Here is a 15,931-nt window from a genome sequence, read left to right on the forward strand (position 1 = left end):
CGAGAAAGGGGCCCGGCCCACCTGCCACCGCTGGTTCAGCTCCGTGTGAGGTGCCAGGACCGGATCCCCTCCGGGCCGCTCACGACCCCACCCCGGCCAGCCGGAGCACCGCGTCCAGCCCCCGGTGCCCGCCGGGGGCGGCACCTGCCGGCAGGACGTACGAGCGCAGTCCCGCGCCGGCCGCACCGCCGTCCTTGGCCGGGTGGTCACCCACCATGAGCGTCTCGGCCGGATCGACGCCCAGTTGACGGCAGGCGTGCGCGAACAGGACGGCGTCGGGCTTCTCGGTGTCGTACGCGTAGGAGTGCACCCACGCCGAGAAGTGGTGGTCGAGCCCGTGGTGAGCGAAGGTCGGCCGCAGATCCCAGCCCACGTCGCTGACGACGCCCATGGGGATGCCCGCGCCCCGCAAGGCCTCCAGCGTGGCCCCGGCATCGGCGTACGGAACCCAGTGGCCGGGCGCCCGCAGCTGCTCGTAGAGCGCGTCGGCGTACGGGGCGAGTTCGGCGACGGAGGCGTACCACGTCGTGAAAGCGTGACGGTGCGCCTTCGAGGAGACGTCCCGGCCCGGTTGCGCGCGCACCACCTCGGGGTCCGTGAGCCCCGCCTCCAGCCCGTCCAGCAGCCGGTCCATCTCCGCTTCGGTCACAGGCCGTTCGAGCACCGCGCGGATCCGGTCCGCGTACGACGCGATCTGGAACAGCGTCCCGGAGAAGTCGAAGAGAACGGCACGCACGGGCACGAACCCACGGGCGACGACCGCGGCACGCAGGGGCCCTTCCGGGCCGCAGACGGGAGGCTGTGTCATTCGATCTTCCTACCGCACGCCCCACGGCGACCGCCAGGCCCGGCGGAGCTCCGGGCGGTGACCGGGGCACGCACCGGCCGGTTCGCACGCCACACGTCGTAGCCGGTCACAGCTCAGGACTGCGGCTGGGGTCTGCGCCGGGGCAGCCCCTCCTCCTCCCCGCTCGCCGGCAGGCACAGCACGCGGACCCGACGGCGCACCAGCGGAACCACGACGGCGCCGAGCGTGACCAGGCCGCAGCCGGCCAGCGCCGGCCGCACTCCGAAAGCGTGGGCCATCGGCGCGGCCGTCAGGGAGGCCAGGGGGACAGGGGCAAGCTGCAGCAGGCTGGAGAACGCGATGACCCGGCCGAACGCCTCGTCGGGAACGCGGCGTTGGAGCAGCAGGGTCCACACCGTCGACACCAGTGCCTCCCCTGCACCGGCCAGGAAGTACCCGGCCCCCACGGCCGGAAGGCCCGTACCGGCCGCCATGGTGAGCATGGGCAGCGCCATCAGCGCGGTCCCCGCGCAGAGCAGCCGGCCCACGCGGCGGACGTGCCACCACAGCGCCACGGCGGCGCCCACGAGGATTCCCGCGGTGAAGCCGGTCATGGCCAAGCCCCACGCTGCCGCACCGCCCAAGTGCTCCTCCGCGTAGGCGGGCCCCAGCGTCTGGAACGACACCAGCCACACGGGCACCACCACCGTCCCCTGGACCAGCAGCAGCCGGAGCCACGGACGCGCGGCGATCTCCCGCCATCCCTCGCCGGGCCGCAGGCCGCCGGTCCGCCGGCGCGCATCGGGCGGCGGCGGGGTGCGGAGGCGGAGGGAGAGGAGTCCCGCGGCCAGGTACGTGACCGCGTCCCAGGCGATGGCCCACTGCGGCCCGGCCGCCGCCACCACGATGCCGCCCAGCGCCGGGCCGGCCACCTTCACCGAGTTCTGCGCCAGCCGCAGCAGCGCGTTGGCCTGCCGGAGCTGTTCCGGCGGCACCACCGCACGGAGCACCCCGCTCGACGCGGGCCCGATGAACGCCCCCGCCACGCCGCCGACACCGCCAGGTGCCAGACCTGGGCGGTCCCGGACCACACCAGCGCAGCTGCGCAGCCCTGACCCACGGCGGCGACGACGTTGGCCGCGACCAGCACCGTGGACCGGGGCCACCGGTCCGCCACCGCGCCCCCGACCAGCAGCAGCGCCGCTCGTGCTGCCATGTCGGCCGCCAGCACGACCCCGAGCCCGCCGACGCCCCCGCCGATCCCGAGCACGGCGAACGCCAGCGCGATGGGCGAGACCGCGGTCCCGGTCCACGACAGCACCCGCGCCGCGAAGTGCCGCCGGAAGAGGGCACCGGACAGCGGAAGCCATGCGGCGGTGAAACGGGCAGTGAAGCGTGCTGTGGTCATCGTCCCCATCCCGCGATCCATTATCCGACGCCACGTCAACTTCGGACGCCGACCGCCCCGAAGCGGGCGAGGCAGTGCCACACCTTCTTGAGCGCCTGAGGGTCGTGGCGGCCGGTCGCGGCGGCCGTGCCGATGACGCGGGGGTCGAGCAGGCCGCCGACCGCTATCCCGGCTCCCAGGTCCACGTACTCCTGGCCGCGGTACGCGGGGCGTAGCCGGAGTTCCTCGACGGTGAGCCGGAAGCCGCCGTGCCACTCCACGGGGCAGGGCAGCCGGCGGGCGGCGTCCTCGACGGCCGTGCCCCGGTAGCAGGGGTCCAGGACCAGCGCCTCGACATCGCGGTCCAGCCGCACCGGTCCGTGGACCTGCGCCTCGATGTAGTCGTCGAGGGCGTCCCTGGAATCGGCCAGGGCGAGCGCGACCAGGTCCATGCGCTCCCCGACGCCGAAGTCCGAGGGCTCGAAGAAGCTGTCCGGGTAGCAGAACGTCGTCCGGGCCACCGTCCCGGCGCTCAGTCGGAAGTGGGCGGACCCGAACCGCGGCGCGGCGCCGACCGTCTTGCGGCGGAAGTTCAGCGCCCCGTAGACGGGTCGTTCGGCGGGCGGCGCGGCATCGTACGCACCGTTGAAGATGCGGCTCTCCCACCGCCACCGGTCACCGCCCGGCCAGGCGGTCATGCCGCCGTTGCTCGTCCCCGTGACGAACTGCGAGTGGTAGACGCCGCCTTCGGACAGGGCCTGCAGGACCGGCTTGCCCCGCGCCACCCGGTCCGGGTGGAAGTTCAGCGTGACCCGTAGCGCCGGATCCACCGGAGGCCCCGACGACAGCCCCGTGACGTGCCGCAGGGCCCGCTCCCGCGGGGTCGGGGCGGTGGCGTCGGCCGTCATCCACGCAGTGTCCCGCGGACAACGGGGAGTTCGCACATCCGAATCACCGGCGAGGCATGATGTGTCCATGCGGAGATCATCTTTGGGCGCGGTCGCCGTGACCGTCGCCCTCGCCGTGACGGCCCTGGCCGGCGCCTGCGGGTCGGGGGACGACGACCGGGCACGCAGCCTCGCCCGTGAGGCGTGCGGGAACTACGAGATGCTCCTGCAGGCCGACTTCGGCGTCCCCGGGGACCGGGATGGCATCCGCGAGCAGGTCGTACCCGCTCTCGAGGAGGGTGCGCGCGAGGCCGCCCAGGCCGCCCGCCTCGACTCGGACTGGCGGGAACTCGCCCAAGGGCTGTCCCGGACGGTGGAGTGGGCCTCGGTGAGCCTCGAACTCGCCGACCTGAAGGCCGGTGCCACGCCGGCGTCCGACGGCACGGACGCACTGCAGGTCCGCGTCCTCAGCCTCGGCGACGAGATCAACGCCCACGATCCCCAGGTGCAGTGCCGTAAGGCGCAAGCCTCCTGACGCCGGGAGTCGCCGCGCGGCCGGCCGAGGACGACCCCGGCGAACGCCCCGGCCACGACGCACCTTCACACGGGGCTGTCCGGGCGGGCGGGGAGGAGGCGCAGCACGTGGTCGATGCTCTGTTCCGGGGTGGCGCCCTCCGTGCAGACGACGTGCGTCGCGACGGCGCGGCACGTGGGGTCGTGGAGCCAGTGCGCGAGGAAGTCATGGCCGTCGGTGATCCAGTCGGTCCCCTTGGACGCCATCGAGCGGCGGCGCAGCACCGCGAGGGCGCGCTCCGGATCCGCGGCGGGGAGCAGCAGGTGGACCGCGGCGCAGGGGCGGAGGGCGGCGCGGACCTGTGCGGCGTGGCGGGGGTCGGCGTAGCTGGTGTGGCCCGCGCCGAGCGCGATCACCGCCCCGGGGTGGTCGGCGAGGACGCGCCGCACTGCGTGGACCCGGGCGGGCTCCCACTCGCGTTCGGCGGCCACGCGGCCGAGGGCGGTGATGCGCTCGCGCAGGCGGGCGACGCTCCAGCCGACCTCGCGGTAGTAGGTGTCGGCGACCGCGTCGAGGTCCGTGAAGGGGCGCCCGAGCCGGGCGGCGACGCCCTGCCCGACGGTCGTCTTGCCCGTCGCGGCCGGGCCCACGAGGACGAGCAGAGGTGCTGCTTCCATGGCGGGCCATGATGCAGCATCCCCCGCGGCGGGGGGAGGGCCGGGACGCGTCGGGCCGCCCCCGGTCCCGGGGGCGGCCCGACGTGCGCACCGTGCGGGGAGCGTCAGAGGTCGAACTCCGCCGGGGGCAGGTCGAGGGCGTAGCAGGCCTCGCGGACGACGGCCTGCTCGGTCTTGTCGAAGTTGCCGTCGGCGCCGCCGATGACGATGCCGATCTGGATGACGGCCCGCGCCTCGGCGGGCTTCTTCCTGGCCTTGGCGATCTCCTGGAGGATGCCGACCTTGCCGAAGGCGAAGTCGGCGGTGAGTTTGTCGAGGCAGTCGTCGAAGCGTCGCTGCAGGTCGGCGGCCGGGAAGTTCTGCAGGACCTCGTTGGTCGCGATGAGCTGCGCGACGCGCTGCCGTTCGGAGGGGTCCACGGTGCCGTCCGCGGCGGCGACGAGGGCGCACATCGCCATGCTCGCGTCGCGGAAGGCGCCGCTCTTCAGGTCGTTCTTCTTGGCGACGAGCTGCGTCTGCATCGTCGCGGCCGAGTCCTTGATGCGGTCCCAGAGGGCCACGGTCTCTCCTCAGGTGATGGTCCGGCGTTCGCCGAGGAGGTAACGAAGGACTCGCGGCGCGAGTGCCGCGCCGCACGGCGGCCGTTCCCCCGCGTCAGACCGCCGTCGTCAGCGCCTCGTACTGCTCGTCGGTGAGCCGGATGCCCGCGGCGGCGATGTTGTGCTCCAGGTGCGCGACCTTGGACGTGCCGGGGATCGGCAACATGACCGGGGAGCGCCGCAGCAACCAGGCGAGGGCGAGCTGGGAGGGCTGGGCGCCGTGCGCCTCGGCGATGCGGTCCAGGGGGCCGCCCTTCCGCGCCAGTTCGCCCGTGGCGAGCGGGAACCAGGGGATGAAGCCCATGCCGTGCCGCTCGGCGTGGGCGAGGACGTCCTCGGCCGCCCGGTCGGCGAGGTTGTAGCGGTTCTGCACGGAGACGATGGTGGCGGTCCTCGCGGCCTCCTCGATCTGGGACGTGGTCACCTCGCTGAGCCCGATGTGCCGGATCTTGCCCTCCTGCTGCAGCGCGGCGAGTTCACCGACCTGGTCGGCGATGGGCACCTCGGGGTCGACGCGGTGCAGCTGGAGCAGGTCGATGCGCTCGACGCCCAGGTGGCGCAGGCTCAGCTCCACCTGCTGCCGCAGGTACGCGGGCCGCCCGACCGCGACCCACTGTCCGGGGCCCGGGCGGGCGAAACCCGCCTTGGTGGCGATCACCAGGTCCTGCGGATAGGGGTGGAGGGCCTTGCGCAGGAGCAGCTCGGCGGTGAAGGGGCCGTAGGCGTCCGCGGTGTCGATGAAGGTGACGCCGAGGGTGACCGCGCGCCGCAGGACCCGTACGGCCTCGTCGGGGTCCGCGGGGTCGCCCCACACGCCCTCGCCGGTGAGCTGCATCGTCCCGTAGCCCAGCCGGTGGACGGGCAGGTCGCCGCCGAGGTCGAAGGTGCCGGAGTCGCGGGCGTCGGCCTGCGCGCTCGTGGATGTCATGGGGGTCTCCTCGCGTCGGGCCCGCGGACGGCTGCTCACCAGCTTCGGACCGGCGCCCGCTCCCCGCGCGGCGGACTACGCCGACCGGCGCCCCCCGGCCGGTCCCTCAGCTCACCGCCTGCCCGCCGCCCATGGCGCCCAGGGCGTACGTCACCGCCGAGGCGGCGGCGTCGCCCTGTGCGCTGCGCCGGGCCGGGTCCCAGCGCGGCGCGAGCACCGACCGGTCAGGACCCGTCGATGCCGTGCACAGCCTCCTCGCCGTTCGTCGCATCAGGCTCGGTCGTGCCCGGTGCGGGGGCGGCGAAGGGCGGCGGGGCGGTGTGTCGGGCCCGCCGGGGAGCGGCCCGGCCGTCATCCGACCGCGTCCTTGAGGCTGTCGTGACCGGTGGCGTCGAGGATCGACTCGCGGACCTCGGGGCAGACCTGCTGCGCGGCGGCGTCGAAGTCCGCGGCCGTGCGCGGCTGCTGTTCCGGGTGGTCGGAGATCCAGGTGGCCAGGTCGATCGCCAGGGCGGCCTGCGCCCCGACGTCGGAGCCGATGTCCTTCACCTTGGGCTGCTCATCGGTGAGGAAGGCGCAGAAGGCCGCGGCGTCGACCGGGTTGCCGTCGCCGCCCTTCGCCGGGTCGTCCGCGGAGGCGCTCCTCGACGCGCTCGCGCTCGCGTCCGGCCCCGGCGTGCCGGCGGAGGGCGATCCGTCGCCCGCTTCGGCGCCCTTGCCACCGCACGCGGTCAGGAGCAGCAGCAACAGGGCGGCGGGCACTGCGTACTTCATGGTTCCCCCTCCGTCGGAACGCCCCCACGACGTCCGGTGCCGCCATCCAACGCCATCCTCCGGCGCGTGTCCCGCGGGCACACGGGTTCGGTACCCGGCGGTGACAGTCCCGGGACGTCGCGGCCCTCCGGCCTTGCCCCCGCTATTGGTTGACGCTTCATCACCGGGACATCCGCCGAGGCTCGACGCGTCACCGCGGTTCGGGAAAGATGAGCCGGGCATGTCAATCAGGCCGTGCACTCCCCACCGCGGTCGACCAGGAGGAAGCAAGTGAAGAGAAGCTCGCGTATCGGCAGGGTCCCGGCTGTCGTCGGCAGCGCGGTCGCGCTGGTGATCGCCCTTCCGGGGACGGCGTTCGCCGCCCCGCCCCCCGCCCTGCCCGCCAACGCGGACGGCCTGGAGCAGACGTTCCAGCCGGCGTTCGACTACGACACGGACGGCTGCTACCCCACCCCCGCCATCGGCCCCGACGGGACCATCAACCCGGGCCTGAACCCCACCGGCGCCCTGAACGGCAACTGCCGCGACCAGTCGGACCTGGACAACACCAACGGCTACGCCCGCTACAAGTGCAACAACGGCTGGTGCGCCATCATCTACGGCCTCTACTTCGAGAAGGACCAGGCCATACCCGGCATCAGCCTCGGCGGCCACCGCAACGACTGGGAGCACGTCGTGGTCTGGGTGAAGGACAACCAGGCCCAGTACGTGTCCACGTCGGCGCACGGCAACTTCAACATCTACGGCCGCGACCAGATCCGCTGGGACGGGACCCACCCCAAGGTCGTCTACCACAAGGACGGCGCGAGCACGCACTGCTTCCGTCCCGCCAACACCAACGACGAGCCGCCGGAGAACCACTACCACGGCTGGCAGTTCCCCGACCTGATCGGCTGGAACGGCTACCCTGCGGGCCTGCGCGACAAGCTGAGCCAGGCCGACTTCGGCAGCGCAGTCTTCGGCCTGAAGGACGGCAACTTCAACGGCCACCTGGCCAAGGCCAAGCCGGCAGGCATCCCGTTCGACCCGAACGCCTGACGCGTGCGCCGGGACGGGGCGGCGCACCGCCCCGCCCCGTCCCGGGCACGGCCGTGTCAGACGGCGTCCAGCTCCGCGATCTCCTCGGCGGTGAGCACGAGTTCCACCGCGGCCACCGAGTCGCGGATGGTCTCCGGCCGGCTGGAGCCGGGGATCGGGATCACGTAGGGCGACTTGGCGAGCATCCACGCCAGGCACACGCGCTGCGGGCTGACCCCGTGGGCCTGCGCGACCCGGGCGAACGGCGCGTAGGACGAGCCGAGTTCGCCTGCCTGGGAGATGCCGCCGAGCGGGCTCCACGGCAGGAAGGCGATGCCGAGCTCGTGGCACAGTTCGAGTTCCGGCTCGCTGGAGCGGAAGGCCGGGGAGAACTGGTTCTGCACGGAGACCAGACGGCCGCCCAGGATCTCGTCCGCCTGCCGGATCTGCTCCGGGTCCGCGTTCGAGATGCCGGCCATGCGGATCTTGCCCTCGTCGAGCAGGTCGCGCACCGCGCCGACGGACTCGGCGTACGGCACCTTGGGGTCGGGGCGGTGGAACTGGTACAGGCCGATGGCCTCCACGCCCAGCCGGCGCAGCGAGTCCTCGCAGGCCCGCTTGATGTGCTCGGGCGAGCCGTCGAGGGTCCAGCGTCCGTCACCGGGGCGCAGGTGGCCGCCCTTGGTGGCGACCAGGACGTCGGAGCCGCGTCCGTGGGACGCCAGCGCCTTGGCGATCAGGGTCTCGTTGTGGCCGACCTCGTCGGCCCCCAGGTGGTAGGCGTCCGCCGTGTCGATCAGCGTGACACCGGCGTCGAGCGCCGCGTGGATGGTGTCGATGGACCGCGCCTCGTCCGGCCGGCCCTCGATCGACATGGGCATGCCGCCCAGGCCGATCGCGCTGACCTCGGTGGCGCCGATGCGGCGAGTCTCCATGTGTCCGTGGCCTTTCTCGGCTTGCGTCTCGTTCTTGCGCACTGATGGCGTGCCGGCACGGCCGGAAACGGGCCGCAGCCGTGCGGGCACGCGCTCAAGCCTCGCCGGAGCTGCACCCACACGTCCAATAGAAGAAAGCGAACGCATTCAGGAGCTAGGCTTCTGAATCATGGAGCTACGCCATCTGGAGTACTTCGTCGCGGTCGCGGAGGAGCACCACTTCACCCGCGCCGCCGAACGCCTCATGATCTCGCAGTCGGGCCTGTCCGCCTCCGTGCGCGCCCTGGAGCAGGAACTCGGCACGCCGCTGTTCGTGCGCAGCACCCGCAGCGTGGAGCTGACCGCGGCGGGCCGGGCCCTGCTGGACGAGGCCTGCCGCACGCTGGCGAGCGTACGGGCCGCCAAGGAGGCCGTGGCGGCCGTGCAGGGCCTGATGCGCGGGGTGCTCACCATCGGCACCGAGCAGTGCCTGGCCGGCGTCGACGTGCCGGCGCTGCTGGCCCGCTTCCGCGCCCAGCACCCGGGCGTGGAGGTCCGGCTGCGGCAGGCCGGGTCGGCCGCCCTGGTGCAGGACATCACCAGCGGCCGGCTGGACGTGGCGTTCACGGCGCTGAGCGGCGAGGCGCCGGAGGGAGTGCAGCTGATGCCGATCACCCGGGCTCCGATGGTCCTGCTGTGCCATCCCGGGCACCGGCTGGCCGGGGCGGACTCGGCCGGCTGGGCGGACCTCGGCGGCGAGGAGTTCGTGGACTTCCACCCCGACTGGGGCGCGCGCGGGCTCACCGACCGGGCCTTCGCCGCCAACGGGGTACCGCGCCGGGTCGCCCTGGAGGTCAACGACGTGCACAGCCTGATCGACCTGGTCCACCACGGGCTCGGGATCGCCGTCGTGCCACGGCCCATCGCCCGCAAGGAGCACGCCGCGGGACTGCGCACCGTGACGCTGGACGGCGCCGAGGACCACGTCTGGGAGGTGTCGGCCGCCCTGCCCCAGGAGGACCGGGTCTCCCCCGCCGCCCGCAAACTGCTGTCCTACCTGCCGTGACGTCACCGTCCACGCCTTCGCCGGCGGCCCCGCCGTGGACCTGCGGGCACCCGCAGCCGCGCGCACACTGGTGCCGGGCGCGCGGTGCCGCGCTCCCGGCACGTACCCCCACCCCGTTCTCCGGAGGGGCATGAACAGCACGGCCCACGACCCGTACGTCCGGGTGCGCGGCGCCCGCGAGCACAACCTGCGCGACGTCGACGTCGACGTCCCGCGGGACGCGCTGGCGGTGTTCACGGGGGTCTCCGGCTCGGGCAAGTCCTCGCTGGCGTTCGGCACCATCTACGCCGAGGCGCAGCGCCGCTACTTCGAGTCCGTCGCCCCGTACGCCCGCCGGCTCATCCATCAGGTGGGCGCGCCGGCGGTCGACGACGTCCTGGGGCTGCCCCCGGCGGTCGCCCTGGAACAGCGCCGCGGGGCACCCACCTCCCGCTCCTACGTGGGCACGGTGACGACCCTGTCCAACACGCTGCGGATGCTCTTCTCCCGCGCGGGCCGCTACCCGCAGGGGGCGGATCCCGTGGACTCCGACGCCTTCTCCCCCAACACGGCCGCGGGCGCCTGCCCGGTGTGCCAGGGGCTGGGCCGGGTGCACCGGGCCACCGAGGAGCTGATGGTCCCCGATCCCTCGCTGAGCGTCCGGGAGGGCGCGATCGCCGCCTGGCCGGGCGCCTGGCACGGCAAGAACCTGCGGGACGTCACCGGCACCCTCGGGTACGACGTCGACCGGCCCTGGCGCGACCTGCCCGCGGAGGACCGGGAGTGGATCCTGTTCACCGACGAGCAGCCGGTGGTGACCGTGCACCCGGTGCGGGAGGCGGGCCGGATCCAGCGCCCGTACCAGGGCACCTTCCAGAGCGCGCGGCGCTACGTCATGCACACCTTCGCCGACTCCAAGAGCCCGGCGCTGCGCGCCCGCGCGGAGCGGTTCCTGGAGAGCTCGCTCTGCCCCGCCTGCGGCGGCAGCCGGCTGCGCCCGGAGTCCCTGGCCGTCACCTTCGCCGGCCGCAGCATCGCCGAGCTCAACGCGATGCACCTCGCGCGGCTCGCCGACGTGCTGCGCCCGGCCGCCCGCGGCGCGGTGGACGACCTCCCCGAGGGCCCGGAACGGCAGATCGCCACGACGCTGTGCGCCGATCTCGTCGCGCGGATCGAGGTCGTCACCGAACTCGGCCTGGGCTACCTCAGCCTGGACCGCACGACGCCCACGCTCTCCCCCGGCGAGCTGCAACGCCTGCGCCTGGCGACCCAGTTGCGCTCCGGCCTGTTCGGTGTGGTGTACGTGCTGGACGAGCCCTCGGCCGGGCTGCACCCGGCGGACAGCGAGGCGCTGCTGACGGTTCTGGTGCGGCTGCGGGACGCGGGGAACTCGGTGTTCGTCGTCGAGCACGACATGGACGTGGTGCGCCGCGCGGACTGGATCGTCGACGTCGGACCGCTCGCGGGCGAGCGCGGCGGCCAAGTGCTGTACAGCGGCCCGGTGGACGGGCTGGAGGCGGTCGCCGAGTCCGCCACCCGCCGGTTCCTGTTCGCCGCGGGACCCGATCCGGCCGCCGGGCGCGCCGCACGGAAGCCGTCGTCGTGGCTGGGTCTGCGCGGCATCGCCCGGCACAATCTGCGCGGCGTGGACGTCGAGCTGCCCCTCGGGGTGTTCACGGCGATCACGGGGGTGTCGGGTTCGGGCAAGTCGACGCTGGTGGGCGTACTGGCCGGGGTGCTGACGGAGCATCTGGGGCCTTCCGGCGCGGTGGACGACGCCGCCGTTCCGGCGGACGCCGCCGAGGGCGACGGCGGCGACGACGAGGCGTGGGAGGGCGCCGGCGCCGGGCCGGCGTTCGGCGTCCTGGCGGACGGCCTGCAGGCGGTGGACCGGCTGGTGCGGGTGGACCAGAAGCCCATCGGCCGCACCCCGCGCTCCAACCTCGCCACCTACACCGGTCTGTTCGACACGGTGCGCAAGCTCTTCGCGGCCACCGACGCCGCGCGGCGGCACGGCTACAAGGCCGGGCGCTTCTCCTTCAACGTCGCGGGCGGCCGCTGCGAGACCTGCCAGGGCGAGGGCTTCGTCGCCGTCGAGCTGCTGTTCCTGCCCGGCACGTACGCCCCGTGCCCCACCTGCCACGGGGACCGCTACAACGAGGAGACGCTGGGCGTCCGTTACCGGGGGCGGAACGTCGCGGAGGTGCTCGGCATGACCGTGGACGCGGCGGCGGAGTTCTTCACGGACGTCCCTGCGGTCGCCCGGAGCCTGCGCACCCTCCAGGAGGTGGGGCTGGGCTACCTGCGGCTGGGGCAGCCGGCCACCGAGCTGTCGGGCGGCGAGGCGCAGCGGATCAAGCTCGCCTCGGAGCTGCAGCGCGGCCGCCGCGGGCACACCGTGTACCTGCTGGACGAGCCCACCACGGGCTTGCACCCGGCCGACGTGGAGCTGCTGATGCGGCAGTTGCACGGGCTGGTCGACGCCGGCCACTCGGTCTTCGTCGTCGAGCACGAGATGAGCGTCGTGGCGGGAGCCGACTGGGTGATCGACCTGGGCCCCGGCGGCGGGGACGCCGGAGGGAAGGTCGTCGCCACTGGGCGGCCCGCGGAGGTGGCCGGGGCCGAGGGCAGCCGTACGGCGCCCTACCTGGCGCGCCGGCTGACGGGCTGACCGTTCCATCCGCGGTCCGCCCCCGGCTTCACACGGCCCGCCAGCCGCTCCAGCGCCGTACGGAGACCTCCAGGACGGGCCCCGCGGGTGGACGGCCCGCGTACTGGCCGTACTTGGCGGTCAGCAGGGCGACGCAGCGGGCGGCCGCTGCCGATCCGCCGGGCGGTCCGCCCACCGGTGGGAGGACGCGGGCCGTGCCGTCGGCGCGGGCCCACCACAGCAGGTCCCAGTCCTCGTCGTAGCGGTCGGCGAGCAGGCAGACCGACGGGTTGGCGTCGATGTTGGCCAGGCGTTTCAGGCGCGTGGTCCGTTTGGGTTTGTGGTCCACGGCCAGCGCGACCGTGTCACCGTCCACGGCGAAGACCACCGGCACCAGGTGCGGCACGCCGGCGGCGTCGGCGGTGGCCAGGCGTGCGACGCGTGCCGCGGCGAAGCGCCCGCGCGCCTCACCGCCCGTCAGGGCCGGCATCGGGTCCTCCCCTCGTCGTGGCCCCGCCGGGTCAGCGGAACCGGTCGGCCAGCGCGGCCATTTCGTCCAGGTGCTCCAGGGTCTCCCGTTCGGGCAGCGTCGGCAGGTGGAGCAGCACCCGTTCGACGCCGAGCCGCCGGTAGCCCTCGAGCTGCTCGGGGCCGCCGCGGACCCCGTACACCGTCACGGGCACGTCGCGTCCGGTGACCTCGCGCAGCCGCTCGATGCGCGGGCCGAGGTCGTCCGGCGCGTCACTGTTGGCGAGCCAGGCGTCGCCGAACTCGGCGACCCGGCCGAACCCGCCCTCGCCGCCGCCGACGTAGATCGGCGGATGGGGCCGCCGTACCGGCTTGGGCCAGGCGAAGACGGGGTCGAAGTCGACGAACCGGCCGTGGAACTCGGCCTTGTCCGCGGTCCACAGCTCGCGGATCGCCCGCAGCCGTTCGTCGGTGAGCAGGCCGCGCGTGGCGGGGTCGGCGCCGTGGTTCCGCATCTCCTCGCGGTTCCAGCCGACGCCGACGCCGAGGACGGCACGGCCGTCGGAGACCAGGTCGAGGGAGGCCACCTCCTTGGCCGTGTGGATCGGGTCGCGCTGCGGGATCAGCGCGATCCCGGTGCCCAGCAGCAGACGCCGGGTGACGGCGGCGATCACGGAGAGGGCGACGAAGGGGTCGAGGGTGCGGTAGTACACCTCCGGCAGCTCGCCACCCATGGGGTAGGGGCTCTCGCGCCTGACGGGGATGTGGCTGTGCTCGGCGATGAAGAGCGAGTCGAACGCCCGTTCCTCCAGGGCGGTGCCGAGCGGGGCGGGGCGGATGACCTGATCGGTGATGAAGGTCGAGATCCCGATGTACACGACGGCTCCGTGGGTCGCGGCGAGCGGATGGCACACTGTGCTGCCTACCCCGCCCGGGTGGCCGCGCGGCCACGACCACCCGGGAGGAGCATCGCGCCGGGTGTCCGTCAGCCGGCCGCCACGGGGCGCGCGGTCACCGGCGCCCGCTTGCGCCGGTGCAGTTCCACGGCGAGCGGCGCGGCGGTGAACACCGAGGACCAGGTGCCCACGGCGAGCCCGATGAGCAGGGCCAGCGCGAAGTCGGCGAGCGATCCCTCCCCCAGCACGGCGAGCGCGGCGAGGACGAACGCCGCGCCCATCCCGGTGTTCACGGTGCGGGGCACCGTCTGCAGGACCGCGGCGTTGGCGACACGGGCGAAGGGGCGCCTCCGGTCGCGCCGGGCCAGTTCCCTGACCCGGTCGAAGACGACGACGGAGTCGTTGACCGAGTAGCCGACGACGGTCAGCAGGGCCGCGACGAAGACGCCGTCGACGGGCTTGCCCAGCCAGGCGAACACCCCCACGAGGACGACGACGTCGTGCGCCATGGCGACCACCGCCGACGCGCCGAACGTCCACCGGAACCGGGCCGCCAGGTAGACGAGTTGGGCGGCCAGCGCCACGGCGAGGGCGATGACGGCGCCACGCCGCAGCTCCTTGCCGATGCCGGGCCCGACGGACTCGTCACGGAGTTTCTCCGCCTGCCCGCCGAGGCCGCTGATCGCCGCGGTGACGCGGTCCTCCTCCGCCTCGGTCAGCTCCGCGGTGCGCACGGTGAGACGGTCGTCGCCCGAGGTCTGCACGACGGCCCGGGGGAATCCGGCACCGGCCAGGACCTCGCGCGCCCGGTCGGCGCCCACCGGCCGGTCCGTGGCGTACTCGATGAGCCGGCCACCGGTGAACTCCACCCCGAGGTCGGCACCCCGCACGAGGACGCCGGAGCCCGCCAGGACGAGGACCGCCGCCGACACGGCGAGCCAGCGCCGTGGGCGCCGCATCAGGTCGGGGTCGCGGCGGGTGATCCGTTCCCGTACGGCGCCGATGCCCGCGATGCCGGACAGGTGCGGGCGCCGTCGGACGGAGCGGCGGGCCACGGCCTGTTCGGCGAGGGCCCGGGTGATCACCAGCGCGCTGAGCATCGACGCCAGCACACCGATGCCGAGGGTGACGCCGAAACCGCGCACCGGCCCGGAGCCCAGGAAGAACAGCAGCGCGGCGGCGATGAGGGTGGTGACGTTGGTGTCCGCGACGGCGCTGAAGGCCTTCCGGAACCCGGCGGTCAGCGCAGACCCCAGGCTGGCGCGGCGCCGTGCGGCGTACTCCTCGCGGGCCCGTTCGAAGACCAGCACGTTGGCGTCCACGGCCATGCCGATCGCCAGGACGAAGCCCGCGAGTCCCGGCAGGGTGAGGGTCGCGCCGAGGGCGGCCAGCGCCGCGTAGGCGACCAGGCCGTAGCAGGCCAGCGCGACGACGGCCAGGGCGCCGACGAGGCGGTAGACGGCGATGACGAACAGCGAGGTCAGCACGGTGCCGAGGCCCGCGGCCCAGACGGCGGCCGTGACGGCCTCGGCGCCGAGGGTGGGGCCGACCGTGCGCTGCTCGACGGTCTCCACGGGTACGGGCAGGGCGCCCCCGCTGATCAGCAGGGCCAGTTCGCGTGCCTCGGCGTCGTCGAACGTGCCGGTGATCCGGGTCGAGCCGCCGGTGATGCCGGTCCGGCAGGCGACCGACGCGTCGACCTGTGGGGAGGAGATCACCTTGTCGTCCAGGACGATGGCGACGCGACGCGCGGGGTCGCCCGGGGCACGGCAGGCCGCCTCGCCGGTCAGGCGCGCCCACGCGTCGCGGCCCTCCCCCTTGAAGTCGAGGTCCACGTACCAGCCCGCACCGGTGTCCTGGTCGAAGCGGGCGTGCGCGCCCTTGACGTCCCCGCCGGTCAGGGAGACGGCGCGGAGCCGGAGCGACTGGCCGGACTCGTCGGCGAGGACGCGTTCCTCGGGCCGCTCGGGCAGCGGGGTGGTGACGTCGTCGCCTTCGCGGGCCGTGCCGAGCACGGCGTGGAAGGTGAGCTGGGCGGTACGGCCGAGGACGGCGGCGGCCTGCGCCGGGTCCTGCACACCGGGCAGTTCGACAATGATCCGGTGGTCCCCGGACTGCACGATGGCGGGTTCCGCGACGCCGAGGGCGTCGACGCGGCCGCGCAGCACCTCGACGGTGCGGGCGGTGGCCTCGGCGTCGGCGGGCGCCGAGGGGGTCGAGCGGGTCTCCAGGACGATCTGGGTGCCGCCGCGCAGGTCGAGTCCGAGGCGGACCGGCACGGTGGCGGCGACGTAGAGGGACAGGGCGACGGCAACGAGGGCGAGCAACGCCCGCACGCGCGTGGCGCGTGTCACGGGGGCCTCCAGCAGGCAGGGCGCAGCCGCGCGG

Annotated in this window: 17 protein-coding genes; 4 read left to right on the forward strand and 13 right to left on the reverse strand. The window is 74.1% G+C overall.

Features of this window, described 5'->3' with window-relative positions; translation table 11 throughout:
* Positions 1 to 79: 79 nt before the first annotated feature.
* The 4 genes from OG937_05115 to OG937_05130 form a co-directional block, all read right to left on the reverse strand.
* A complete protein-coding gene (locus OG937_05115; GenBank protein WUD71107.1) occupies positions 80 to 808 on the reverse strand; it encodes an HAD hydrolase-like protein in 729 nt (242 codons plus the stop codon).
* 113 nt (positions 809 to 921) lie between these two features.
* Positions 922 to 1,785, reverse strand: a complete 864-nt coding sequence (locus tag OG937_05120; GenBank protein WUD71108.1) for an MFS transporter — start codon at positions 1,783 to 1,785, stop codon at positions 922 to 924.
* Positions 1,722 to 2,195 carry a hypothetical protein gene (locus tag OG937_05125; protein ID WUD71109.1) on the reverse strand — a complete coding sequence of 158 codons (474 nt, stop codon included), beginning with the start codon at positions 2,193 to 2,195 and terminating at the stop codon, positions 1,722 to 1,724. The genes OG937_05120 and OG937_05125 overlap by 64 nt, the downstream gene beginning before the upstream one ends.
* 35 nt (positions 2,196 to 2,230) lie before the next feature.
* Positions 2,231 to 3,082 carry a DUF3626 domain-containing protein gene (locus tag OG937_05130; GenBank protein ID WUD71110.1) on the reverse strand — a complete coding sequence of 284 codons (852 nt, stop codon included), beginning with the start codon at positions 3,080 to 3,082 and terminating at the stop codon, positions 2,231 to 2,233.
* Positions 3,083 to 3,149: 67 nt separating this feature from the next.
* Here OG937_05130 and OG937_05135 point away from each other — a divergent pair, with 67 nt between their 5' ends.
* Positions 3,150 to 3,596, forward strand: coding sequence for a hypothetical protein (locus tag OG937_05135; GenBank protein WUD71111.1), 447 nt, complete (start codon positions 3,150 to 3,152; stop codon positions 3,594 to 3,596).
* Between the two features lie 65 nt (positions 3,597 to 3,661).
* Here OG937_05135 and OG937_05140 read toward each other — a convergent pair whose 3' ends face one another.
* The 5 genes from OG937_05140 to OG937_05160 all read right to left on the reverse strand — a co-directional run bounded on the left by OG937_05140 (position 3,662) and on the right by OG937_05160 (position 6,553).
* On the reverse strand, positions 3,662 to 4,252 hold the full coding sequence (locus tag OG937_05140; protein ID WUD71112.1) for a hypothetical protein: 591 nt from the start codon (positions 4,250 to 4,252) through the stop codon (positions 3,662 to 3,664).
* Positions 4,253 to 4,356: 104 nt separating this feature from the next.
* On the reverse strand, positions 4,357 to 4,812 hold the full coding sequence (locus OG937_05145) for a tellurite resistance TerB family protein (protein ID WUD71113.1): 456 nt from the start codon (positions 4,810 to 4,812) through the stop codon (positions 4,357 to 4,359).
* Between the two features lie 94 nt (positions 4,813 to 4,906).
* Entirely contained in the window at positions 4,907 to 5,779 is an 873-nt protein-coding gene (locus tag OG937_05150; GenBank protein ID WUD71114.1) for an aldo/keto reductase, read from the reverse strand.
* A gap of 106 nt (positions 5,780 to 5,885) precedes the next feature.
* Positions 5,886 to 6,050, reverse strand: a complete 165-nt coding sequence (locus tag OG937_05155) for a hypothetical protein (GenBank protein ID WUD71115.1) — start codon at positions 6,048 to 6,050, stop codon at positions 5,886 to 5,888.
* Between the two features lie 80 nt (positions 6,051 to 6,130).
* Positions 6,131 to 6,553, reverse strand: coding sequence for a hypothetical protein (locus OG937_05160; GenBank protein ID WUD71116.1), 423 nt, complete (start codon positions 6,551 to 6,553; stop codon positions 6,131 to 6,133).
* 270 nt (positions 6,554 to 6,823) lie between these two features.
* Between OG937_05160 and OG937_05165 the strand changes: the two genes are divergently transcribed.
* Complete coding sequence (locus OG937_05165; GenBank protein WUD71117.1) at positions 6,824 to 7,591, forward strand: NPP1 family protein; 768 nt, start codon at positions 6,824 to 6,826, stop codon at positions 7,589 to 7,591.
* 56 nt (positions 7,592 to 7,647) lie between these two features.
* On the opposite strand, the gene OG937_05170 is transcribed toward OG937_05165, so the two are convergent.
* On the reverse strand, positions 7,648 to 8,505 hold the full coding sequence (locus tag OG937_05170; GenBank protein ID WUD71118.1) for an aldo/keto reductase: 858 nt from the start codon (positions 8,503 to 8,505) through the stop codon (positions 7,648 to 7,650).
* Positions 8,506 to 8,674: 169 nt separating this feature from the next.
* Here OG937_05170 and OG937_05175 point away from each other — a divergent pair, with 169 nt between their 5' ends.
* Entirely contained in the window at positions 8,675 to 9,550 is an 876-nt protein-coding gene (locus OG937_05175) for a LysR family transcriptional regulator (GenBank protein ID WUD71119.1), read from the forward strand.
* A gap of 130 nt (positions 9,551 to 9,680) precedes the next feature.
* A complete protein-coding gene (locus tag OG937_05180; protein ID WUD71120.1) occupies positions 9,681 to 12,200 on the forward strand; it encodes an excinuclease ABC subunit UvrA in 2,520 nt (839 codons plus the stop codon).
* 28 nt (positions 12,201 to 12,228) lie between these two features.
* Here the strand turns inward: OG937_05180 and OG937_05185 are convergent, their stop codons facing one another.
* The 3 genes from OG937_05185 to secD form a co-directional block, all read right to left on the reverse strand.
* On the reverse strand, positions 12,229 to 12,669 hold the full coding sequence (locus OG937_05185; protein ID WUD71121.1) for a TIGR03668 family PPOX class F420-dependent oxidoreductase: 441 nt from the start codon (positions 12,667 to 12,669) through the stop codon (positions 12,229 to 12,231).
* A gap of 31 nt (positions 12,670 to 12,700) precedes the next feature.
* On the reverse strand, positions 12,701 to 13,525 hold the full coding sequence (locus OG937_05190) for an LLM class F420-dependent oxidoreductase (protein WUD71122.1): 825 nt from the start codon (positions 13,523 to 13,525) through the stop codon (positions 12,701 to 12,703).
* Positions 13,526 to 13,632: 107 nt separating this feature from the next.
* Positions 13,633 to 15,897, reverse strand: coding sequence for a protein translocase subunit SecD (gene secD, locus OG937_05195; protein WUD71123.1), 2,265 nt, complete (start codon positions 15,895 to 15,897; stop codon positions 13,633 to 13,635).
* Positions 15,898 to 15,931: the final 34 nt, after the last annotated feature.

This window comes from Streptomyces sp. NBC_00510, from assembly GCA_036013505.1.
Classification (GTDB): Bacteria; Actinomycetota; Actinomycetes; order Streptomycetales; family Streptomycetaceae; genus Actinacidiphila.